Below are 19,511 nucleotides of genomic sequence, written 5' to 3' on the forward strand. Positions count from 1 at the left end.
ACTTTAATTTATGGTTATAAACTCAATGAAGTTCTATAACAAGTTACGAAATCTTTACCTTTGCAAAAAATTAAAAGCCTTTTTTTAAGAAAATGACAACAAAAAAATATATTAAACTTATCCTTATTTTAGGTTCTTTAACCGCCCTTGGCCCTTTTTCAATTGACATGTATCTGCCTGGTTTCTCTGGAATTGCAAAAGATTTAAATACAACTGTGGCAAAAGTCTCCATGAGTTTGTCCAGTTATTTTATAGGAATTTCGGCAGGACAATTGCTTTATGGACCATTATTAGATCGTTTTGGTCGCAAAAAACCTTTATTTATTGGTCTTTTGGTTTACATTTTGGCGTCTTTAGGATGTATTTATGTTTCTGATATTGATGCTTTTATCCTGCTTCGTTTTATTCAAGCCATTGGAAGTTGTGCGGCAACTGTGGCTTCTGTTGCTATGGTTCGTGATTTATTTCCTGTAAAAGATATACCAAAAGTATTTTCTCTTTTAATGCTTGTAGTTGGGCTTTCGCCAATGCTGGCGCCCACAATTGGTGGTTATGTTACCGAAGATTTGGGCTGGCATGCTGTATTCTTTATATTAATGTGTATGGGAATTGTAATTTTAGTTGCATCACAAATTGGCCTTCCTGATACATATAGACCAGACACGACTATTTCATTAAAACCTAAACCTATTATTACGAACTTTTTATCTGTTTTAAAAGAGCCTCAATTTTATACGTATGCTTTTACTGGAGCAATCGCTTTTTCTGGATTGTTTTCCTATGTAGCAGCTTCTCCACTTATTTTTATGGATATTTATAAAGTAGATGCTAAAACTTATGGATGGATTTTTGCTTTAATGTCGGTTAGTTTCATTGGTTCTAGTCAGTTGAATTCTATATTATTAAAGAGATTTTCAAGCGAACAAATGATTTTCGGTGCTTTGATTTCACAGTCTGTTATCAGTGTTGTTTTTTTGATTTTAGCTCTAAATGATCTTTTAGGATTGTATGAAACTATTGGAATGTTATTTTTATTCTTAGCATGTTTAGGAATTTCAAATCCGAACACAGCTGGATTAACATTAGCGCCTTTTGCTAAAAATACTGGAAGTGCCTCAGCCTTAATGGGAGCTATTCAGTTAGGTTTAGGTGCTTTGGCGTCATTTGCAATTGGAGTTTTTGTAAAAGATTCTGTTGCACCAATGGTTGCTGTAATGACGACAACGACTATTACGGCGTTCATAATTCTAAATATCGGAAAACGATTCATCAAAAATAAAGTGACAATTTCTGATAGTGATGATGTGATGATTGGTCATTAAAAAGTGGAAATTCCAATTTTTTAAATTCCAAATTCAAAAACTTGAAAAGTTATTTTAGTTACACTAAACGAAAAGCCGAAATCTAAGATTTCGGCTTTTTTTATAACGCATTCCTTTGGAATTTGGAATTTTAGTATTGGAATTTAAAAAATGCTAGTTTTGTGTTTTTTTATCAGGTCTGATGATCATTCTAAGAGATTGATCTTTTGCGAAATAAGCCACCATCCAATTCCAGAAAGTATTTAATCTGTTTCTATAAGTGATCAAAGAAATCAAGTGAATAAACAGCCAAATAATCCAGGCGAAGAAACCTTTAAAGTGCCATTTTGGACTTGGCAAATCCACAACAGCTTTTGCTTTTCCGATAATTGCCATAGAACCTTTATCTTTGTAAGCGAATGGTTTAAGCGGTTTGTTGGTAACCATTGCTTTAAAGTTTTTAGCCAGATTTAATCCTTGTTGGATTGCAACTTGTGCAACCTGTGGATGTCCATCAGGAAAATTTTTATCTCCAGCTGTAATAGCAGTATCACCAATTGCATAAATATTATCTACACCATTTACTTTATTAAATTCGTCAGTGGCCATACGTCTTCCACGGCCATAGCTTTCTTTTGGAATTCCTTCGAAAATTTTAGCCGAAACTCCCGCTGCCCAAATTAAGTTTTTGGTTTTGATGGTTTCTCCGTTTTCAAACATTACAGTGTCATCGACATAATCAACTACCTTAGTATTTAATTTTACCACAACTCCTAATTTAGTTAAGGCTTCCAAAGTATCTTTTTGAGATTCTTTGCTCATTGGTGCTAATAAAGCATCGCCACCGTCAACCAAATAAACATTACTTGCAGAAGTGTCTAATTCAGGATATTCCTTTAATAGGATATTTTTACGCATTTCGGCAAACATACCAGAAACCTCCACTCCTGTTGGCCCCCCTCCTGCTACCACGATTGTAAGTAATTTACGTCTTTTGCGCATATCTTTACAAATAGCAGCTTTTTCAAGGTTTTTAAGCAGTGTATTACGCATTACGATGGCATCATTTAAGGTTTTCATCGGAATGGCATTTTTCATTACGTTTTCCATACCAAAATAACTCGTTTCTGCTCCAGTGGCAAAAACAAGATAATCGTATTCCAATTCTCCGTTGCTTAAAGTGATTTTCTTTTCAGCAGGAGAAACAGATAATAATTCGCCTAAACGGAAACTAAGATTCTTTTTACCAGCGAAAAATTTTCTAAATGGATAACTAATGCTCGATGGCTCTAAAAAAGCCGTAGCAACTTGATATATAAGTGGTGGGAAAAAGTTATAATTATTTTTGTCTACAAGGGTTACTTGTATTTGAGGCTGATTTACAAGCTCTTTTGCAAGATTGATTCCTGCAAATCCGCCTCCAATAATGACTATTTTCATATGGTTGTAATTAATAGGATTATAGAATAATTCCTTATAAAAGTACAACTTTAATATACAATGACAAAAGTCATATTATTTACTTTTTGAATTTTTTAACTGTTTTATCAACTATATCGATTTTGTTCTGTAAGACATAACTTGCCATTAATTTCTCGATTAGTTCTTCTTTCGTTAAATGATGAAAAACGGTTTTCACTTTTGTTTTTAAATCGGCAGAAAGATCATGATTTGGTTTTGTTTTGAAGATTTGTTTGGCCCACAAAAGCATGTTGTTTTCTTCAAGACTTGCTGCAGTTGGTTTTTTAAACTCAGAAAATTTAATTCCTAATTCTCTTTCGAAATCGGCAATTTCGAAAACTTCTTCCTGCTGTAAAACAGTCAGAGAAAGTCCTTTTGCCCCTGCCCTTGCCGTTCTTCCACTTCTGTGCACATAATTTTCGTAAGTATCAGGTAAATGATAATTGATTACGTACGAAATCTCTTTTACATCAATTCCTCTCGCTGCTAAATCGGTTGCGACCAGAATATTGATATGACCTTCACGAAACTGTTCCATTATTCTGTCACGAATTCCCTGAGTTAAGCTTCCATGAAGCGCGCCTGACGAAAATTTGTTAATCGCCAAATTTTTAGCCAATTTATTAACTGCCGCTTTTGTTTTACAGAAAATAATTCCTCTTTCTCCTTCTCTTGAATTTAAGAAATGCATTAAAACTTCTAGTTTCTCAATAGGGTCAACTACAATATACTCGTGATCTATTCCTTCGTTTCCAACGGTTTCCATATTAGCACTAATCTGCACTACATTTTTGTTCAAATAATTCTGAATCAATTGTTTGATAGCACCTGGAAGTGTTGCTGAAAATAACAGCGTTCGACGTTTTTTAGGAAGCTCGGTAACAATTTCGTCCAAACCTTCTTTTAGAATGGCAATCATTTCGTCTGCTTCGTCTAAAACCAAATATTCAGTAGTTTTTAAATCAATTGCTTTGCGCTGAATCAAATCTATTAAACGTCCCGGAGTTGCTACAACAATCTGTGCGCCTTCTTTTAGTCTTTCTATTTGTGGTTTTATTGGAGTTCCTCCACAAATAGAAACAATAGATATACCAGGAATATATTTTGCAAAACCTTCTAAATTTCGAACAATCTGCTGTCCTAATTCTCTTGTTGGAACTAAAATAACAGCCTGAACCAAAACGGATTCCGAATTAACCAATTGCAATAATGGAAGTCCAAAAGCAGCTGTTTTTCCGGTTCCAGTTTTGGCTAAACCAACTATATCGTGATTTTCGTTCAAGAATAACGGAATGGTTTTCTGCTGAATTTCTGTTGGTTCAACGATATTTAAATCTCCTAAAGCTTTTAAAATCGGAGCCGAGATTCCTAATGTAGAGAATGGTTTAGACATGTTCTTTAATTTTGTTTAAAGTTTCAGGTTTCAAGTTACACCAAAAACTTAATAAGTTGAAAGGAGAAATTACATTTACTATGAAATGCTATTTCTCCTTTTATAAATTATAATACTGTTTTAGATTCCAACAACTTGAAATAGGAAACCTGAAACAAATAAAACTTTAAATTATCAATCCGGCTCATTCATGATTTTCTCACGATATTTTTTACCAATTAATAAAGTTAATCTTTGTTTGTAATCATCAACCAGCCATTCGCGGTAGTTTTTACTGCATTGGCTCAAACATTTTGAATAACGTTTGATACGGTCTTCAATATCATCATCCAGTTCTTTTGCCAGCATTTTAGCTTCCTGAAGTGTTTCTGTATTATCAACGCACATTCCGGCATGCTGATCCAGAGATTTATCTAAAACAACTTTAGAACGAAGATTCTGCTTGATGATTAATTTGTGCTCTTCATCAACATCAAAACTTACATCTGCCGTTTTGCTGAATTTCGCACGTAATTCTGGTGGCATGCTGTATTTGAAAAACATCTCGATTTCATGATCATCACGAAGATTCTCCAAATAAAACTCTGGAGATTTAAAAATATGCTGCCAGTTTACAGGATCGCTCCATAAACCAAAACGAGCTGCATTATTTCCTAAATCGATAACCGTAAACTCATCTTTTCCTGGCAGTTTACGAGAACCACGCCCAATCATCTGAAAATATAAGGTCAACGATTTTGTTGCTCTGTTTAAGATGATAGTTTCTACAGTAGGTTCATCAAAACCAGTTGTCAAAATTCCGACAGAAGTCAAAATCGCGTCTGGAGTCTTTTTAAACCATTGTAAAATATCTTTACGTTCTTCAGAACTGCTTGTGTTATCAAGGTGTCTGATATCGTAACCTGCTTCTCTAAAGGTTTCATAAACATATAATGAAGTATGAATACCATTATTAAAAATTAAGGTTTTCTTACCTAAAGAACGCTCTGTATAAGCATGAAGCAGTTTTTCCTGCATTAAGGTATTGGTATATAAATCATCAGATGATTTTACGGTATAATCACCATTAATACCAACTTTTAACGAAGTTAATCCAACATCATAACTGTAAGTTGTCGCTCTTGCCAAAAATCCTTTATCAATCAATGAACCAATAGTATCTCCCACAATAAGTTCGTGGTAACTTTGGTGCATTGGCAGTTTTATATTAGAACTCAAAGGCGTTGCTGTTACTCCAAGAATAAAAGCATTTTTAAATGAGTTTAATAATTTTCTAAACGAATTGTAATGTGCCTCGTCAATAATAACCAAACCAATATTATCCAGATGAAGTTTTTCATCGTTAATACGGTTTTTCAAAGTTTCGACCATTGCCACAAAACAAGAAAAATCATTCTGATCAGGCAGTTCTTTTACTTTACTATTGATTATTTTGTTTGTAACGCCAAAACCAGTCAACATTTTTGAAGTTTGTTTACATAATTCGATACGGTGCGTTAAAACAACCACTTTTTTATCATTGTTGGATAAATAGCGGCGAACGATTTCAGAAAATATTACTGTTTTTCCTCCTCCAGTTGGAAGCTGATACAGTAAATGGTGTTTCGGAGGAGCATTGTCTAAACGGTCAAAAATAGCATCAATATCGCCTTTTTGGTATGCATATAGTTCTTTCTTCTCTTGTCTTTCTATTTCTAAAGTGTTTTGAGACATTGTTTATTTTTGGATTTTTGCAAAAATACATCGAAAAAACAGTTTTTCATCTTTTTTTAACCTAAAATAAATGTTTTTTTTAAACTAAGATTTTTTATGAGGAAGGCTTTTAGTAGTCGATTTTCTCTAAAATGGCCTCAAAATCGTACTTATTTTTCCATTTTTGGGTTACAATTTCTTCTAAAATGGCATTAATTCGCAATTTAAAATCGCTAAAAATTCCGTTTGAAACAATAAAATTGACCGCCTGCTCAAAAGAATTCAACATGCTTTTGTAAAATAATTCTTGTTTGATATAATTTTGAGAAGAATACGTTTGTGCGATTTCAATATTATAAAGCATAATATCTGCCAAAACAAAAGAATCCACACCAAGCGTCATAAAATGTTTGATTAATTTCTGCGCAACAGATCTTCGCATTTTAGCTTTTGGACGCCATCTTGCTCCTGGTTTTTTAATAGGGAAATATTCTTGCGAGATTTTAACCTTTGCTTCCTGAAGCAATTTGTCTTCTTTTGGATTAAAAACAAAATCATAATAGGTCTTTACAGGGGCAAATTTTTCGTACAATTCAATTAGTTGTTCCTCTAATTGTTCTTTGGTCAATTCTCCTAAATATTTTTTTAAATCTCTTTTACTCATAAAGTAAAGGTAATTTTCAATTTTTTAAATTCCAAATTCCAATTTTCAGCGTATTGGACAGATTTAATTTTGATTTTTTAAATTCCAAAATCAATCCAGAATCCTTAATTTTGCTGGCTTAAAACTTAAAAAATATATACATGCTCAAGATTTTCAAAGTTACTGCCATCTTAGAGGGAATCTCTTATTTAGTTCTGTTTGCTAATATGTTGATTATCAAAAATAACAATCCTGAACTTTATCATGCACTATTACGTCCGCTTGGAATGACTCATGGAATTCTATTCATCGGATATATTGTTCTTGCTTTTTTATTGAAAAAATCGATGAACTGGGATTTAAAAACTTTCGCCATTATTCTGGTTGCTTCTCTTATTCCGTTTGGAACTTTTTATATTGAGAAGAAATATTTAGAAAATAAAGCAAATGCATAAGCTTTTGGATAAAATATTTAATTTTTTATACCCTGTTTTTAGAGACTGGGGAATGAGTCGTAATGTTGCGTCTTATACCAGTCTTATTATTAATATCGCTATTTTAATAGCACTGGCTTATGTAATTTATTACGCAGCCAAATTTATTCTCGTTACGCTTACCGCAATTTTTGCACAGCGTACCAAAACAAAGTTTGATGATTATTTAATTCAGAACAAAACTACCAGGTATACCGCTTATTTAATTCCGTTTTTCTTTATTTATAAAGCAGTTCCAGTAATTTTAGATAAATATGAATACTGGGAATTAATCTTTGGAAAAATAGTTGGTATATATATCGTTTTACTTGGATTATGGATTGTACGTACCGTCTTTAATTCGTTACGAGATTATTTAAAACAAAAACCAGAATACAGCGACAAACCAATTGACAGTTTCGTTCAGGTTATTATGATTGTGCTCTGGATTTTTGGAGTTGCCATGATAATTTCGACTTTATTCGGAATCAAAAAAGGCGAATTGTTAACTATTCTAGGAACGCTTTCAGCCATTATTATCTTGATTTTCAGAGATACAATTTTGGGATTTGTTTCGAGTGTTCAGGTTGCGATAAATGATATGGTTCGTATTGGCGACTGGATTACGATGGATAAATTTGGTGCCGACGGAGATGTTATCGAAATCAATTTGACAACCGTAAAAGTTCGAAATTTTGATAATACCATTACCACAATTCCAACGTATGCTTTAAGTTCTGATTCGTTTCAGAACTGGCGTGGGATGCAGAAATCTGAAGGAAGACGTATCAAAAGACATGTTTTGATAAAAAGCAGTACAATTCGTTTTTTAAATGATGAAGATTTACAGCAATTACGTAAAGTACAATTGATAACGTCCTACATCGACAGCAGACAAGCGGAAATCGACAGATACAATGATTTAAGAGGTGTTGACAAAACGCTTTCGCTAAATGGCCGAAATATGACTAATTTAGGTTTGTTTCGAAAATATATCATGCAATATCTGTTCAATCATCCTGGTTTGAACAAAGACATGCATATTATGTGTCGTCAATTGCAATCAACAGCGCATGGAGTTCCGTTGGAAATTTATGTTTTTTCAAGCGATAAACGCTGGGCAAATTACGAATACATAATGGCCGATATCTTCGATCACGTAATGGCTTCTGTAAAATATTTTGATCTGGAAATATTTGAGCTTCCTTCTACAATAGGGAAATTTGAATGAGTTTTTTTGTTTAACCGCAAAAGAACGCAACTTTTTTTACTACACAAGGTTTTATAAAAAACGCAAAGTTCGCAAAGCTTTGTGTAAAAAACTTTGCGAACCTTGCGTAAATCTTTGCGTTCTTTGCGGTTAAACTTTTGAATTTTAGATTATTTAGTCACTTCTTCAAAAACGAATTCCGAATTATTATATTCAATAGGAACATCTGGAACAAAGCACGGAAGATTAAAATACGTTCCGATAACTCCTTTTCCTAAATAGAGTTTGTTGTCTCTCTTTAAAAGCGCAAGAGGAACTCTTTTCCAGCCTCCGCCAAAAGAAATATAATGATAATCACCGCGAAGTGTATCGCCTCTCAAATCACCTCTGACATCTCCAGAATCTTTGCCGGTTCCGTAATGTGAGATTTCATATCGTCCGTAAAAACGTTTGTCATTGATTTTAATATCCAGAACAGCTGTATCTTTATTGTTTACAGCGCGATAGAATTTATGATTGTATTTTTCTTTGTTTTCTTTTGAATTGCAAGAAACTATTAAAAGACAGATAAATAGAAATAAGCGCATACTTTATGTTTATAAAAAAACAAAAATAGGTTTTTAGCGTGGGATTATTTCTTTAACTTTAAAGAAAACTAAAAACAAATACCATGGAAGATAGAGACACTTTTTTAAAAGAATTCAGAGGCGAAACTTTAGGAACTGTAAGTGCTCAATCTTCTCCGGATGAGATCTTTCAAAATCAGACGATCAGGCCAATCCTAAAACTTCAGAACGATTTATTTATAGCCGTTTTTATTAATTACGTTAATAAAAACAAACCTGATTTTTATTCGTATTCGGTTGAAAAAAAACTGCAGACAATCGAAAATTCCATTCAAAAAGATATCAAATTCAGAAATTCTTTGAAAGGAATTGTAATGGCGCTTTTTACGGTTGATGAGTACAATACTTATATCCAGAATTCTTCTGATTTAAATAAAAGAATGATGAATTTATTGATTGACCGATTAAAAAATCAGGTACAGTTGTTTGAAGTGGAATCGAATTAATCTGAAGAAATGATTTTGACAGATGAACACTTAATTTATCAAGATAATTGTAGAAAAATGTTTGTTGGAGAAACAATTCGAGGGATTGTTTATGGAGAAATTAGTTATGTGTTTGAAGAAAGTGATGATCAGGTTATAGAGCCTAGTTATTTTACAAAATATGCAGATATAGATACTTTGGACTATTCCATCTATTTTGAAACAAATAATAAAACTATCCACGTTTTTTGGGGCAATACATTTTTTTGTTATGGACTATTTTCGAAAGAAATTGATTTGAAACTAACTGCCAATAATTATGAGGAAAAATGGGATGTTTCAAATGAAGAAAAGTGGATAACTATTATCGGACAGAAAATTGTTGATTTTCAAATAAACTGGGAAGAGGTATCTACATCAAATATAGATGGAACAAATAAAAAGTTTTACACTTATCCGCAGACTTTTTTGTTGAAGACAGAAAATGGAACAACAATAATTGTAAGTGCCTCGGAATTTAAAGATCAAAAGCAAAATAAAATTTATGGTATGAGTGATAATTTGCTTATAACAACAAATGTCTCATTAGCAAAAGAACTTAAAATTATATAATAAATGTTCAGTCAATTTCGAGATAAACTCCCTTTATCAGAAGAAAAATGGAACAAATATGTCGGTTACTTCAACCGAATCGAAGTTCCTGCCAAAACAACGCTTTTAGAAGAAGGAGAAATTTCTAAAAAACTTTTTGTTATTGAAAAAGGCTGTATTCGGGTTTGGTTTAATCATAACGGGAAAGACTTGACTTCTCAGTTCTTTTTTGAAAATCAAAGCGTGGCTTCAATTGAAAGTTTTATGAAAAAATTTCCAAGTCCTGTCTTTGTTGAAACAATCGAGCCTTCAGTTTTATGGTGGATTCATAAAAACGATGTCGATACAATCATAGAAGAAATCAAAGAAATTCCGGAATTAAGAGACCGATTAATCGATATGCTTTTTCAAAGAACATTCGATTATATGAAACACTTTTTTTCTTTTATAAAAGATTCTCCTGCTAAGCGTTATCAAAGTTTAATTGAAGAAAAACCTCAAATTGTCCAAAGAGTTCCACAGCATTATATTGCTTCTTATCTGGGTGTAAGTACTGTGCATTTAAGCAGAATCAAAAGCAAACTCCTGCACGAAAAATAATCTAATTTCATTTGATAACAAATGTTATCGTCTGCCCGTAACCTGCTGTCTAATTTTGCTTCATAAAATTTAATAATTATGAAAGCAGCAGTAGTTTATAAAAAAGGCGAATTGCCAAAATACACAGATTTTGCGGAACCAATCGCATCAAATGAAAATGAAGTCTTAATGACGGTTAAAGCCGTTGCCATTACCAATCTGGACAAAGGAATTGCCAGTGGTGATCATTACTCCTCTGAAAAAGATAACCAAAACGGATTTGTAGTTGGCAGTGATGGAATTGGAATATTAGAAAACGGAACTAAAGTTTATGCTCGTGGTATTTCTGGAACAATAGCCGAAAAAGCTTTGGTTGAGAAAAATCGAATGGTTGTTTTGCCTAACGAAATTGATGACGCAATCGCTGCATCAATGCCCAATGCGGTGGCAGGATCAGCAATGGCGCTTCGTTTTAGAGCCGGAATAAAACATGGAGAAACCGTTTTAATAAACGGTGCAACTGGTTTTACTGGACAAATGGCGATTCAGATTGCAAAACATTACGGTGCAAAAAAAATCATCGTAACAGGAAGAAATGAGAAAGTTTTTGAAAAACTTAAAGAATTAGGTGCTGATGTAACTATTTCTTTGAAACAAGATGATGCTTCATTCATTTCTCAATTAAAAGAAATTCATCAAGAAACTCCAATTGATATTGTGATTGATTATTTGTGGGGACATTCAGCAGAACTTATTTTTTCGGTTTTAAAAGGAAATGGAAAATTCACGAATAAAACTAGATATGTTTCTGTTGGTTCAATGTCTGGCGATACTATTCAATTGTCTGCACAAACTCTTAGAAGCGTTGATTTACAGCTTTCAGGATCTGGTTTAGGAAGTTGGACAAGAGATGAAGTAAAATTATTATTCTCAGAAATACTTCCTGAAATGTTTCTTTTGGCTTCGCAAAATAAATTAAAAGTAAATATTGAAACAGTAAATCTAATCGATATTGAAGAAAAGTGGAATACTGAAGTTGCCGACGGAAAACGTCTAGTTGTGGTAATCTAAAATTTTTAAACACATAGAAACATAGGTTTGCTTTATTTTAAAGAGAATTAGAAAGAAACTAGTTTCTCAAACATAGCTATGTGTTTCTAAATTAGTGAAACGCCTTTTTTTAGGTTCTAAAATTCTATGCTTCTATGTGTTTAAATTTTATGGTTTAATATTCTAATAATTATTTAAGAACTTTCTCAAAGCGATTGGTAGTTCTCGTTTAAAGATTCTAAGTTTTTTTTAATCAGATTCTTAGCGTCTTAGCAACTTAATAGCTTAGCAACTCTAACAAAGTTTCTTCAAAACGATTTCTTGGCAAAAACTGATCTTCCAGCGCTTTTGTAAATGGAATTGGAGAATCTAAACTTGCGACTCTTTTTACTGGAGCATCAAGATATTCAAAACAATTTTCCATAATTAAAGCTGAAATATCACTTGCAATACCTCCAAAAAGTGTGTCTTCCTGATAAATTATAGCTTTTCCAGTCTTTTTAACCGAAGCAAAAATAGTTTCAGTATCCAAAGGCTGTAAAGTTCTTAAATCGATTAAGTCTGCATTAATGCCCGGATGTTTAGCTAAAGTGTCTAAAGCCCAATGAACCGGAGCTCCAAATGCAATAATTGTAACCGACTTCCCTTCTTTTACCAAAGCAGCTTTACCAAAAGGAATAGTATAATAATCTTTTGGAACTTCCTGATAAATACTTCTGTATAACAATTTATGTTCGAAGAATAATACCGGATTCGGGTCGTTGATTGCTGTATTTAAAAGTCCTTTTGCATCATACGGAAATGCAGGATAAACTACTTTTAAACCAGGAGTTTTAGTGAACCAAGCTTCATTGGTTTGTGAATGAAACGGACCGGCCTGTGTGCCGCCTCCGCAAGGCATACGAACCACTACGTCGGCTTTTTCGCCCCAGCGGTAATGTGATTTTGCCAATAAATTTACAATCGGATTAAATCCTGTAGAAACAAAATCGGCAAACTGCATTTCTACGATTGCTTTATAACCATTTATGGATAATCCCATTCCTGTTGAAACCACAGCGCTTTCACAGATTGGAGTATTACGGATTCTGTCTTTTCCAAAAGCATCAACAAAGTTTTCTGTAATTTTAAAAGCACCGCCATATTCTGCAATATCCTGCCCCATAATGACAAGATTTTTATGACGCCACATAGACTGCTCCAAACTATTTCGGATGGCATCTATAAAACGAATATTTTCTGATTCAGAGTTATGGCTATATTCTTCATATTGAAACTCTTCGTAAACATCATCTAATTCTCCACTATAAGTAGGTTCAATTTCAGGTTCAGCATTGGCTATTGCCCAATTTTCATCGATTTCTTTTTTAATTTCTACATGAAATTGTTCGTCCAATTCAGTTGTAAGCACGCCAATTTCAGTTAAATATTTTTGATAATTAGTAACAGGATCTCTCAATTCCCATTGGTTCATTAACTCTTGTGGAACATATTTTGTACCACTCGCCTCTTCATGACCACGCATCCTGAAAGTCTTAAATTCTAGTAAAACCGGATGCGGATCCTCCTGCATTTCTTTCTTTAACTGAGATAATTTATTATAAACTTCTAAAATATTATTTCCATCAATAATCCAACTTTCTATTCCGTAACCAAATCCTTTGTCTGCAAGGTTTTCGCAGGCGTATTGTTCATTTGTTGGCGTCGAAAGTCCATAGCCATTATTTTCAATAATAAACATTACAGGAAGTTTCCATACTGCCGCAATGTTTAAAGCCTCATGAAAATCACCTTCACTTGTAGCGCCTTCCCCAGTAAAAACAGCAGTGATTTTTTTGTTGTTTTGAAGTTTATCAGCTAATGCAATTCCGTCAGCAATTCCTAACTGCGGACCAAGATGCGAAATCATTCCGATAATATTGTATTCTTGGGTTCCAAAATGAAAACTTCTGTCACGGCCTTTGGTAAAACCATTTGCTTTTCCCTGCCATTGTGAAAAGAGTCTGTGGAGCGGGATTTCTCTTGTAGTAAACACCCCAAGATTTCGGTGCATTGGAAGTACATATTCAGAAGAATCTAAAACAGCCGTAACACCAACCGCAATTGCTTCCTGCCCTATTCCTGAAAACCATTTAGAAACTTTACCTTGTCGAATCAAGATAAGCATCTTTTCTTCGATTAATCGTGGTTTTAATAATTTTTTATATAAGTCTAGTAATTGAGTGTCAGTAAGGTTTTGTCGGTAAAAAAGCATGAGGTTAATTATTTTTTAGTGTTTCAAATATAACAATTTGCGCCAATTTTATTGGATTCTGAAATATTTTTTTAGTCAGAAGTCCTCTTTTAATGAATGAGCTTAAGATTATTTTCTAAAATATTCTCTACCTTTGTTTACGAAAGGTGCTTATGACACCTTTCTTTTTTAAATAAAAAATGTAAAGTATGCAAAACATTCCTAGTGTAGACTTACGTGATTTCCTTTCGGACGACCCGAAACGTAAACAAAAATTTGTAAATGAAATCGGCAGTGCATTTGAAAACATTGGCTTCGTAGCCTTAAAAGGTCATTTTCTTGATGATCAATTGGTAGACGAACTTTATGGCGAAATTAGAAACTTCTTCGCCTTGCCAATAGAAACTAAGCATAAATATGAAATCCCTGGAATTGGCGGCCAAAGAGGTTATGTTTCTTTTGGAAAAGAACATGCTAAAGGACGCAAAGAAGGAGATTTAAAAGAATTCTGGCATTTTGGTCAATATGTTGACGCAGATTCTAGATGGGCTTCAGAATATCCTGAAAATGTTGAAGTGACTGAATTACCACGTTTTAATGTTGTGGGTAAAGAGGCGTATCAAAAATTAGAGAAAACCGGAGTTTATGTTTTAAGAGCTTTGGCTTTACATTTAGGTTTAGATGAGTTTTATTTTGATGAATATGCAAAAGAAGGAAACTCAATTTTAAGACCCATTCATTACCCACCAATTACTTCTGAACCAGAAAATGCCATTCGTGCAGCGGCTCATGGCGACATCAACCTGATTACGCTTTTAATGGGAGCTCAAGGTAAAGGATTACAAGTACAAAATCATGATGGTGAATGGATTGATGCTATTGCAGAGGATGACGAATTGGTAATCAATGTTGGAGATATGTTGTCTAGACATACTAACAACAAATTGAAATCTACAATTCATCAAGTGGTAAACCCGCCAAGAGAATTATGGGGAACTTCACGTTATTCTATTCCGTTTTTTATGCATCCAGTAAGCGATATGCGTCTGGATTGTTTAGAAAACTGTATTGATGAAGAAAATCCAAAGAAATACGAAGATATTTCTGCTGGCGAGTTTTTACACGAACGTTTAGTAGAATTAGGTTTAATTAAAAAATAAACTGAAATAAATTCCATTTTATTAAAAATTCCAAATTCCGACTTTCTGTTGGAGTTTGGAATTTAATTTTTAAATATCTTTATACTTGGAATTTATTTTTTAGAATAAAAAAAATATGGACTTAAAAGATCAATTAAAGAACTTGTTTCCAGATCATGTTGAAACAAATGAACCGGAACAGGTTGAAGAACAGGAACATGTATTATATGTTCAGAAAGAACCAATGATCTGTAAATTTGAAAAAAGAAAAGGAAAACCAACTACAATTATCGAAGGCTATGAAGGATCTGATGAAGATTTTAAAATCTTAGCCAAAGAGATTAAAACCAAATTAAGCGTTGGTGGAACTTTTAAAGATGATTCAATTATTATTCAAGGAGATTACCGCGATAAAATCATGGCCATCTTAAAAGAAAAAGGATTTAAAACAAAACGTGTTGGTGGATAGGGTATAAAATTCCAATTTTAAAAGCCCAAATTCCAAGTTTAAAAACTTGGAATCTCAGTATCTCAGAACCTTAGAAACTTAAAAAGAAATGATTCAATCATCAGAATTAATACTAAACCCAGACGGAAGCGTTTACCATTTAAACCTTCGTCCTGAACATATCGCTCACGACATTATTTTTGTTGGAGACCAAAACCGAGTTGAAAAAATCACACAGTTTTTCGATTCAATCGAATATTCAGCTCAAAAAAGAGAATTTAAAACCCAAACTGGTATTTATAAAGGCAAAAGAATTTCTGTAGTTTCTACAGGAATTGGTCCGGATAATATAGATATTGTATTGAACGAATTAGATGCTTTAGTAAATATTGATTTAAAAACACGTGAACTAAAAGAAACGTTAACTTCATTAAATATTATCAGAATCGGAACTTCTGGTTCTTTACAGGAAGATATTCCAGTTGACAGCTTTGTAATGTCAAAATTTGGTTTAGGTTTGGATAATATGCTCCGCTCCTATCTAATTGATGACGTTTCGATTGCCGAAATTGAAGACGCATTTGTAAAACATACCAACTGGGATCCTAAAAAAGGAAAGCCTTATGTTACACAATGTTCGGAAAAATTAGAAAAACTAATTGAATCGGACAGAATATTCAAAGGAATTACGGCAACTGCTGGAGGATTTTACGGTCCGCAAGGAAGAGTTTTACGCTTAAATATTCAAGATGCAGAATTAAATAATAAAATGGATAATTTTAGTTTTAATGAAACTAAAATCACTAATTTAGAGATGGAAACCGCAGCAATTTATGGACTTTCAGCTCTTTTGGGGCATAATGCACTATCGCTTAACGCGATTATTGCCAATCGTGCTTCAGGAACATTTAGTGAAGATCCGTACAAAGCTGTTGATGAATTGATTGCTTATACTTTGAATAAATTGGCTGGCAAATAAAGGAGATAAATTTTAAAGGTCTAAATTATGTTTTTGAGAGTAGCACGACATACCAATGATTTAAAGAAAATAGAGGATTTTTACGTAGATATTCTTGGTTTTGAATTATTGGGAGGTTTTCAAAAACACAATAATTACGATGGAATTTTTATTGGGAAATCAGGTTTAGACTGGCATTTTGAATTTACACAATCTAATGCAAAGGCCAATCATTCTTTTGACGAAGATGACATCATAGTGCTTTATCCAAAAACAATCGCGACTTACAACGAATTAATACATAAGCTTACATACCATAATATTCCAACGATAGAACCGATTAATCCATTTTGGAAGGAAAACGGAAAAATGATTCAGGATCCAGACGGTTATCGAATTGTAATATCATCACTAAAAGCCATAATAAACGAAATTGAATAATGTCTGAAACTCATAAAAAAATACTATTTAAATATTACAGCGATTATCTGGACGAGGTAGTTTCTGAAACGATGTGGGCAGAAATTATAGATCTCGAAAAAGGTCTTTTTAAACTGGATAATATTCCATTTTTTGGACCATTAATTGCTACAGACGACATTTTTTACGCTGAATATGATGAAACAGAAGAGCGTTTCATGCATAGAAAAACAATACAAAACTCAGGAAATTCAATTGTTCAGATTGCTATTTTAGAAAAAGGTTTTGACGCAGCAATCATTCGCGAAAAATTGAAGGCAATAAATTGTTTGTCGGAGGAATTGAATGAAACTTTTTTTGCAGTAGAAATTGTGAAAGATGTAGATTATGCTTTGGTAAGAAGTGTGCTAAATGAATACGAAGCACAGGAAGTTATCGAATATGCAGAACCTTGTCTTTCAGAGAAACACCGAACAGATTTACTGAAAAACTAAACAAACTTAAGATTACGCATACCAAACAAGCAACTTAACTTAAACTTAAAATAAATGAAAACTGTCAAAATTGCGGGTGTTCCGGAACACTTCAATTTGCCATGGCATCTATGTATTGAAAATGGTGAATTTGAAGCAGAGAACATCGACTTACAATGGACAAATGTTCCCGAAGGTACTGGGAAAATGTGTCAAATGCTGCGCGACGGCGAAACAGACTTAGCAGTTATTTTAACCGAAGGAATCTTAAAGGATATTGCCGCAGGAAATCCGAGTAAAATTGTCCAGATCTATGTACAATCTCCTTTGATTTGGGGAATTCACGTAGCAGCGAAATCTAATTTTCAGACTTTAAAAGATTTAAAAAACAAAAAAGTTGCAATTTCAAGAGTGGGATCTGGATCTCAATTAATGGCTTATGTTAACGCTAGCGAACAAGGCTGGCAACCTGATGATCTGGAATTTGAAATCGTAAATACCATTGACGGCGCCGTTGATGCTTTGACGAACCAGAAAGCAGACTATTTTATGTGGGAACGTTTTATGACAAAACCTCTTGTTGATCAGGGGATATTCAGACGTATCGACGACTGCCCTACTCCATGGCCTTCTTTTATTATTGCAGTTCGTGATGAATTCTTGAAAAAGAATCCTAAAGTGGTAGAAAAAATTCTGGATATCATTAATAAAACTACGGTTGATTTTAAGGAGATTCCTGAAATTGATAAAAAATTGTCTAAACTTTTTAATCAAAAAGCATCAGATATAAAAGAATGGCTGAAATTAACACAATGGTCACAAAAAAATTTAACAGAAAAGTCTTTTAATAAAATTCAAAATCAACTATTTGATCTGGGAATTATTGATAAAAAAAGTATTTTTGTAGAAACCGTAAAAGCACTGTAATATTGCTTTTTTGATTCGTATGATGAAGTTCCCTAAAATCGACTTTCCGAGATTAAAATCTAAACTACAGGTGAAATCACCGTGGGACAGGATTATTATTTCGATTTTAAGTTTTTTGATTACAATTCCAATTTTCATCATACTGCATCAAAATTTAATCGATTTGGAATGGGCATTCAATCTGGATCGTGTATTCATCTTTATATTTGTTTTTGCAGCGATATTTTTCCTTCTGATGTATCTCAGAACGATAATTATTTTGTGCATTGCGGTTTATTTACTTGTATTGTTTTACGGAAGTGTTATTGGAAATTACGGTTTCAGTGAAATCTCAGAAGATTACAATTCAATGATTTATACCATGTCGGACAATCCATATCCTCAGGATATTATTGTGGCTAAACTGTTGCCTTTTCCCAATAAATCAAAAATTATCAATGCGATAGAATACCAGAATCCTAGAGTGCGAAATTTTGCTATTATGGCAACGAGTAAACATTTTAAAGGAATTAGAGGATATTCAGATTATAGAACTATTATTCAGTGCTTTGCTGTTTTTAAAGAGATAAACAGCCGATGGAACTACGTTAACGACCCAAAAGATGGTGATTATATCGCAACCGCCAGCGAATCTTTAGATTATTTCTCTGGCGATTGCGATGATCACTCGATCTTGATGGCAGCGGCTATTCGATCCATTGGAGGAACTCCAAGACTTATTCATACGAAAGGGCACATTTATCCAGAGATTTTAATTGGTTCAATGATTGACTTGGAAAAAGTAAATTACTTGATTAAAAACGTTCTTTTTGTCAAAGAAAGCTATGGTAAAAAACTTCATTATCACATTGACGAACGCGGACAAGTCTGGATGAATCTCGATTATACAGCCACTTATCCTGGCGGCCCATTCATGTATGAGGAAATACTGGGAGCTTTAACGCTTAACTAGAGTTTGTTTTTTTTGTGATTTTGCTAACAAAAAAAATCTTCATAAATATTTGGCTTCTAATAATTTAATATCGTTTTTTTTTGTAACTTTTTCCTGTTTAACTTTTTAATCGCATAATCATGAAAAACTCTAAATTATTTACCCTCGTAATTGCAGTTGTTGTTTTATTAATGGTTTCATGTCATACTAAAAGAAATAAATTAGTGAATTCATGGAAAGTCACTGCAATCGAACCAAAAACACCAATGTCAGATTCTACTAAAAATGCCATTCTAACTAATGGAACCCTCACATTTACAGAAGACGGACATGTTACGGGATATTTGCTTCGTGAAATAACAGACGGAACTTATGCTTTAACCAAAAAAGGAACAAGTCTTGTTATCAAAGATGAAGTCGGCACACCTTATCCTTGTGTAAGCACCATTACAGAGGATAAATTAATTTTAGATGCTAAAGAAGCTAAAATTACACTTGACAAAATTTAAAATAAATACACACCTAAATTTCGATACAA

At 33.2% G+C, this 19,511-nt stretch carries 21 protein-coding genes; 15 read left to right on the forward strand and 6 right to left on the reverse strand.

The genetic code is table 11. The features are described from left to right. Positions 1–92 precede the first annotated feature (92 nt). On the forward strand, positions 93–1,322 hold the full coding sequence (locus BM289_RS22175) for a multidrug effflux MFS transporter (RefSeq protein ID WP_091497807.1): 1,230 nt from the start codon (positions 93–95) through the stop codon (positions 1,320–1,322). A gap of 153 nt (positions 1,323–1,475) precedes the next feature. Here the strand turns inward: BM289_RS22175 and BM289_RS22180 are convergent, their stop codons facing one another. From BM289_RS22180 to BM289_RS22195, 4 genes are all read right to left on the reverse strand, one after another. Then, positions 1,476–2,741 carry an NAD(P)/FAD-dependent oxidoreductase gene (locus BM289_RS22180; RefSeq protein WP_091497810.1) on the reverse strand — a complete coding sequence of 422 codons (1,266 nt, stop codon included), beginning with the start codon at positions 2,739–2,741 and terminating at the stop codon, positions 1,476–1,478. 79 nt (positions 2,742–2,820) lie between these two features. Beyond that, entirely contained in the window at positions 2,821–4,155 is a 1,335-nt protein-coding gene (locus BM289_RS22185) for a DEAD/DEAH box helicase (RefSeq protein WP_091497812.1), read from the reverse strand. Positions 4,156–4,329: 174 nt separating this feature from the next. After that, the gene (locus BM289_RS22190; RefSeq protein ID WP_091497815.1) at positions 4,330–5,868 is read right to left on the reverse strand and encodes a DEAD/DEAH box helicase; all 1,539 of its coding nucleotides are present in this window, start codon (positions 5,866–5,868) and stop codon (positions 4,330–4,332) included. Between the two features lie 109 nt (positions 5,869–5,977). Then, positions 5,978–6,511: a DUF6155 family protein gene (locus BM289_RS22195; protein WP_091497817.1), complete on the reverse strand. Its 534-nt coding sequence runs from the start codon at positions 6,509–6,511 to the stop codon at positions 5,978–5,980. 140 nt (positions 6,512–6,651) lie between these two features. On the opposite strand from BM289_RS22195, the gene BM289_RS22200 reads away from it, so the two are divergent. Both BM289_RS22200 and BM289_RS22205 read left to right on the forward strand, forming a co-directional pair. Continuing rightward, positions 6,652–6,945, forward strand: coding sequence for a DUF3817 domain-containing protein (locus BM289_RS22200; RefSeq protein WP_091497818.1), 294 nt, complete (start codon positions 6,652–6,654; stop codon positions 6,943–6,945). After that, positions 6,938–8,194 (forward strand): mechanosensitive ion channel family protein, encoded by a 1,257-nt coding sequence (locus tag BM289_RS22205; protein WP_091497820.1) that lies wholly within the window; start codon positions 6,938–6,940, stop codon positions 8,192–8,194. The genes BM289_RS22200 and BM289_RS22205 overlap by 8 nt, the downstream gene beginning before the upstream one ends. A gap of 149 nt (positions 8,195–8,343) precedes the next feature. Here the strand turns inward: BM289_RS22205 and BM289_RS22210 are convergent, their stop codons facing one another. Continuing rightward, positions 8,344–8,760 (reverse strand): hypothetical protein, encoded by a 417-nt coding sequence (locus BM289_RS22210; protein ID WP_091497822.1) that lies wholly within the window; start codon positions 8,758–8,760, stop codon positions 8,344–8,346. An 83-nt stretch (positions 8,761–8,843) separates the two neighbouring features. Here BM289_RS22210 and BM289_RS22215 point away from each other — a divergent pair, with 83 nt between their 5' ends. The 4 genes from BM289_RS22215 to BM289_RS22230 all read left to right on the forward strand — a co-directional run bounded on the left by BM289_RS22215 (position 8,844) and on the right by BM289_RS22230 (position 11,465). Then, positions 8,844–9,245, forward strand: coding sequence for a glyoxalase (locus tag BM289_RS22215; RefSeq protein ID WP_091497824.1), 402 nt, complete (start codon positions 8,844–8,846; stop codon positions 9,243–9,245). A 9-nt stretch (positions 9,246–9,254) separates the two neighbouring features. Beyond that, positions 9,255–9,836 (forward strand): hypothetical protein, encoded by a 582-nt coding sequence (locus BM289_RS22220; protein WP_091497825.1) that lies wholly within the window; start codon positions 9,255–9,257, stop codon positions 9,834–9,836. Positions 9,837–9,839: 3 nt separating this feature from the next. Beyond that, complete coding sequence (locus tag BM289_RS22225) at positions 9,840–10,415, forward strand: Crp/Fnr family transcriptional regulator (protein ID WP_091497827.1); 576 nt, start codon at positions 9,840–9,842, stop codon at positions 10,413–10,415. Positions 10,416–10,493: 78 nt separating this feature from the next. Continuing rightward, on the forward strand, positions 10,494–11,465 hold the full coding sequence (locus BM289_RS22230) for a quinone oxidoreductase family protein (RefSeq protein ID WP_091497829.1): 972 nt from the start codon (positions 10,494–10,496) through the stop codon (positions 11,463–11,465). 256 nt (positions 11,466–11,721) lie between these two features. Here the strand turns inward: BM289_RS22230 and BM289_RS22235 are convergent, their stop codons facing one another. Then, positions 11,722–13,698, reverse strand: coding sequence for an alpha-ketoacid dehydrogenase subunit alpha/beta (locus tag BM289_RS22235; RefSeq protein ID WP_091497831.1), 1,977 nt, complete (start codon positions 13,696–13,698; stop codon positions 11,722–11,724). 188 nt (positions 13,699–13,886) lie between these two features. Between BM289_RS22235 and BM289_RS22240 the strand changes: the two genes are divergently transcribed. The 8 genes from BM289_RS22240 (at position 13,887) to BM289_RS22275 (ending at position 19,482) form a co-directional block, all read left to right on the forward strand. Next, positions 13,887–14,837, forward strand: coding sequence for an isopenicillin N synthase family dioxygenase (locus BM289_RS22240; RefSeq protein WP_091497833.1), 951 nt, complete (start codon positions 13,887–13,889; stop codon positions 14,835–14,837). Between the two features lie 115 nt (positions 14,838–14,952). Continuing rightward, entirely contained in the window at positions 14,953–15,285 is a 333-nt protein-coding gene (locus BM289_RS22245; protein ID WP_091497835.1) for a translation initiation factor, read from the forward strand. A gap of 88 nt (positions 15,286–15,373) precedes the next feature. Next, on the forward strand, positions 15,374–16,243 hold the full coding sequence (locus BM289_RS22250; RefSeq protein WP_091497838.1) for a nucleoside phosphorylase: 870 nt from the start codon (positions 15,374–15,376) through the stop codon (positions 16,241–16,243). 27 nt (positions 16,244–16,270) lie between these two features. After that, positions 16,271–16,663 (forward strand): VOC family protein, encoded by a 393-nt coding sequence (locus BM289_RS22255; protein WP_091497841.1) that lies wholly within the window; start codon positions 16,271–16,273, stop codon positions 16,661–16,663. Continuing rightward, on the forward strand, positions 16,663–17,136 hold the full coding sequence (locus BM289_RS22260; protein WP_091497843.1) for a DUF4265 domain-containing protein: 474 nt from the start codon (positions 16,663–16,665) through the stop codon (positions 17,134–17,136). Before BM289_RS22255 ends, BM289_RS22260 begins: the two co-directional genes overlap by 1 nt. 54 nt (positions 17,137–17,190) lie before the next feature. Then, positions 17,191–18,042 carry a substrate-binding domain-containing protein gene (locus tag BM289_RS22265; protein ID WP_091497845.1) on the forward strand — a complete coding sequence of 284 codons (852 nt, stop codon included), beginning with the start codon at positions 17,191–17,193 and terminating at the stop codon, positions 18,040–18,042. 19 nt (positions 18,043–18,061) lie between these two features. Continuing rightward, a complete protein-coding gene (locus BM289_RS22270; RefSeq protein ID WP_091497848.1) occupies positions 18,062–18,994 on the forward strand; it encodes a transglutaminase-like domain-containing protein in 933 nt (310 codons plus the stop codon). Positions 18,995–19,113: 119 nt separating this feature from the next. Next, positions 19,114–19,482, forward strand: a complete 369-nt coding sequence (locus BM289_RS22275; protein ID WP_091497850.1) for a hypothetical protein — start codon at positions 19,114–19,116, stop codon at positions 19,480–19,482. Positions 19,483–19,511: the final 29 nt, after the last annotated feature.

The sequence above is a fragment of the Flavobacterium phragmitis genome (assembly GCF_900112575.1).
GTDB lineage: Bacteria > Bacteroidota > Bacteroidia > Flavobacteriales > Flavobacteriaceae > Flavobacterium > Flavobacterium phragmitis.

Coding starts and splice junctions, on each gene's coding strand:
- BM289_RS22175 (WP_091497807.1), top strand. CDS start 93: ATGACAACAAAAAAATATATTAAACTTATCCTTATTTTAGGTTCTTTA.
- BM289_RS22180 (WP_091497810.1), bottom strand. CDS start 2,741: ATGAAAATAGTCATTATTGGAGGCGGATTTGCAGGAATCAATCTTGCA.
- BM289_RS22185 (WP_091497812.1), bottom strand. CDS start 4,155: ATGTCTAAACCATTCTCTACATTAGGAATCTCGGCTCCGATTTTAAAA.
- BM289_RS22190 (WP_091497815.1), bottom strand. CDS start 5,868: ATGTCTCAAAACACTTTAGAAATAGAAAGACAAGAGAAGAAAGAACTA.
- BM289_RS22195 (WP_091497817.1), bottom strand. CDS start 6,511: ATGAGTAAAAGAGATTTAAAAAAATATTTAGGAGAATTGACCAAAGAA.
- BM289_RS22200 (WP_091497818.1), top strand. CDS start 6,652: ATGCTCAAGATTTTCAAAGTTACTGCCATCTTAGAGGGAATCTCTTAT.
- BM289_RS22205 (WP_091497820.1), top strand. CDS start 6,938: ATGCATAAGCTTTTGGATAAAATATTTAATTTTTTATACCCTGTTTTT.
- BM289_RS22210 (WP_091497822.1), bottom strand. CDS start 8,760: ATGCGCTTATTTCTATTTATCTGTCTTTTAATAGTTTCTTGCAATTCA.
- BM289_RS22215 (WP_091497824.1), top strand. CDS start 8,844: ATGGAAGATAGAGACACTTTTTTAAAAGAATTCAGAGGCGAAACTTTA.
- BM289_RS22220 (WP_091497825.1), top strand. CDS start 9,255: ATGATTTTGACAGATGAACACTTAATTTATCAAGATAATTGTAGAAAA.
- BM289_RS22225 (WP_091497827.1), top strand. CDS start 9,840: ATGTTCAGTCAATTTCGAGATAAACTCCCTTTATCAGAAGAAAAATGG.
- BM289_RS22230 (WP_091497829.1), top strand. CDS start 10,494: ATGAAAGCAGCAGTAGTTTATAAAAAAGGCGAATTGCCAAAATACACA.
- BM289_RS22235 (WP_091497831.1), bottom strand. CDS start 13,698: ATGCTTTTTTACCGACAAAACCTTACTGACACTCAATTACTAGACTTA.
- BM289_RS22240 (WP_091497833.1), top strand. CDS start 13,887: ATGCAAAACATTCCTAGTGTAGACTTACGTGATTTCCTTTCGGACGAC.
- BM289_RS22245 (WP_091497835.1), top strand. CDS start 14,953: ATGGACTTAAAAGATCAATTAAAGAACTTGTTTCCAGATCATGTTGAA.
- BM289_RS22250 (WP_091497838.1), top strand. CDS start 15,374: ATGATTCAATCATCAGAATTAATACTAAACCCAGACGGAAGCGTTTAC.
- BM289_RS22255 (WP_091497841.1), top strand. CDS start 16,271: ATGTTTTTGAGAGTAGCACGACATACCAATGATTTAAAGAAAATAGAG.
- BM289_RS22260 (WP_091497843.1), top strand. CDS start 16,663: ATGTCTGAAACTCATAAAAAAATACTATTTAAATATTACAGCGATTAT.
- BM289_RS22265 (WP_091497845.1), top strand. CDS start 17,191: ATGAAAACTGTCAAAATTGCGGGTGTTCCGGAACACTTCAATTTGCCA.
- BM289_RS22270 (WP_091497848.1), top strand. CDS start 18,062: ATGATGAAGTTCCCTAAAATCGACTTTCCGAGATTAAAATCTAAACTA.
- BM289_RS22275 (WP_091497850.1), top strand. CDS start 19,114: ATGAAAAACTCTAAATTATTTACCCTCGTAATTGCAGTTGTTGTTTTA.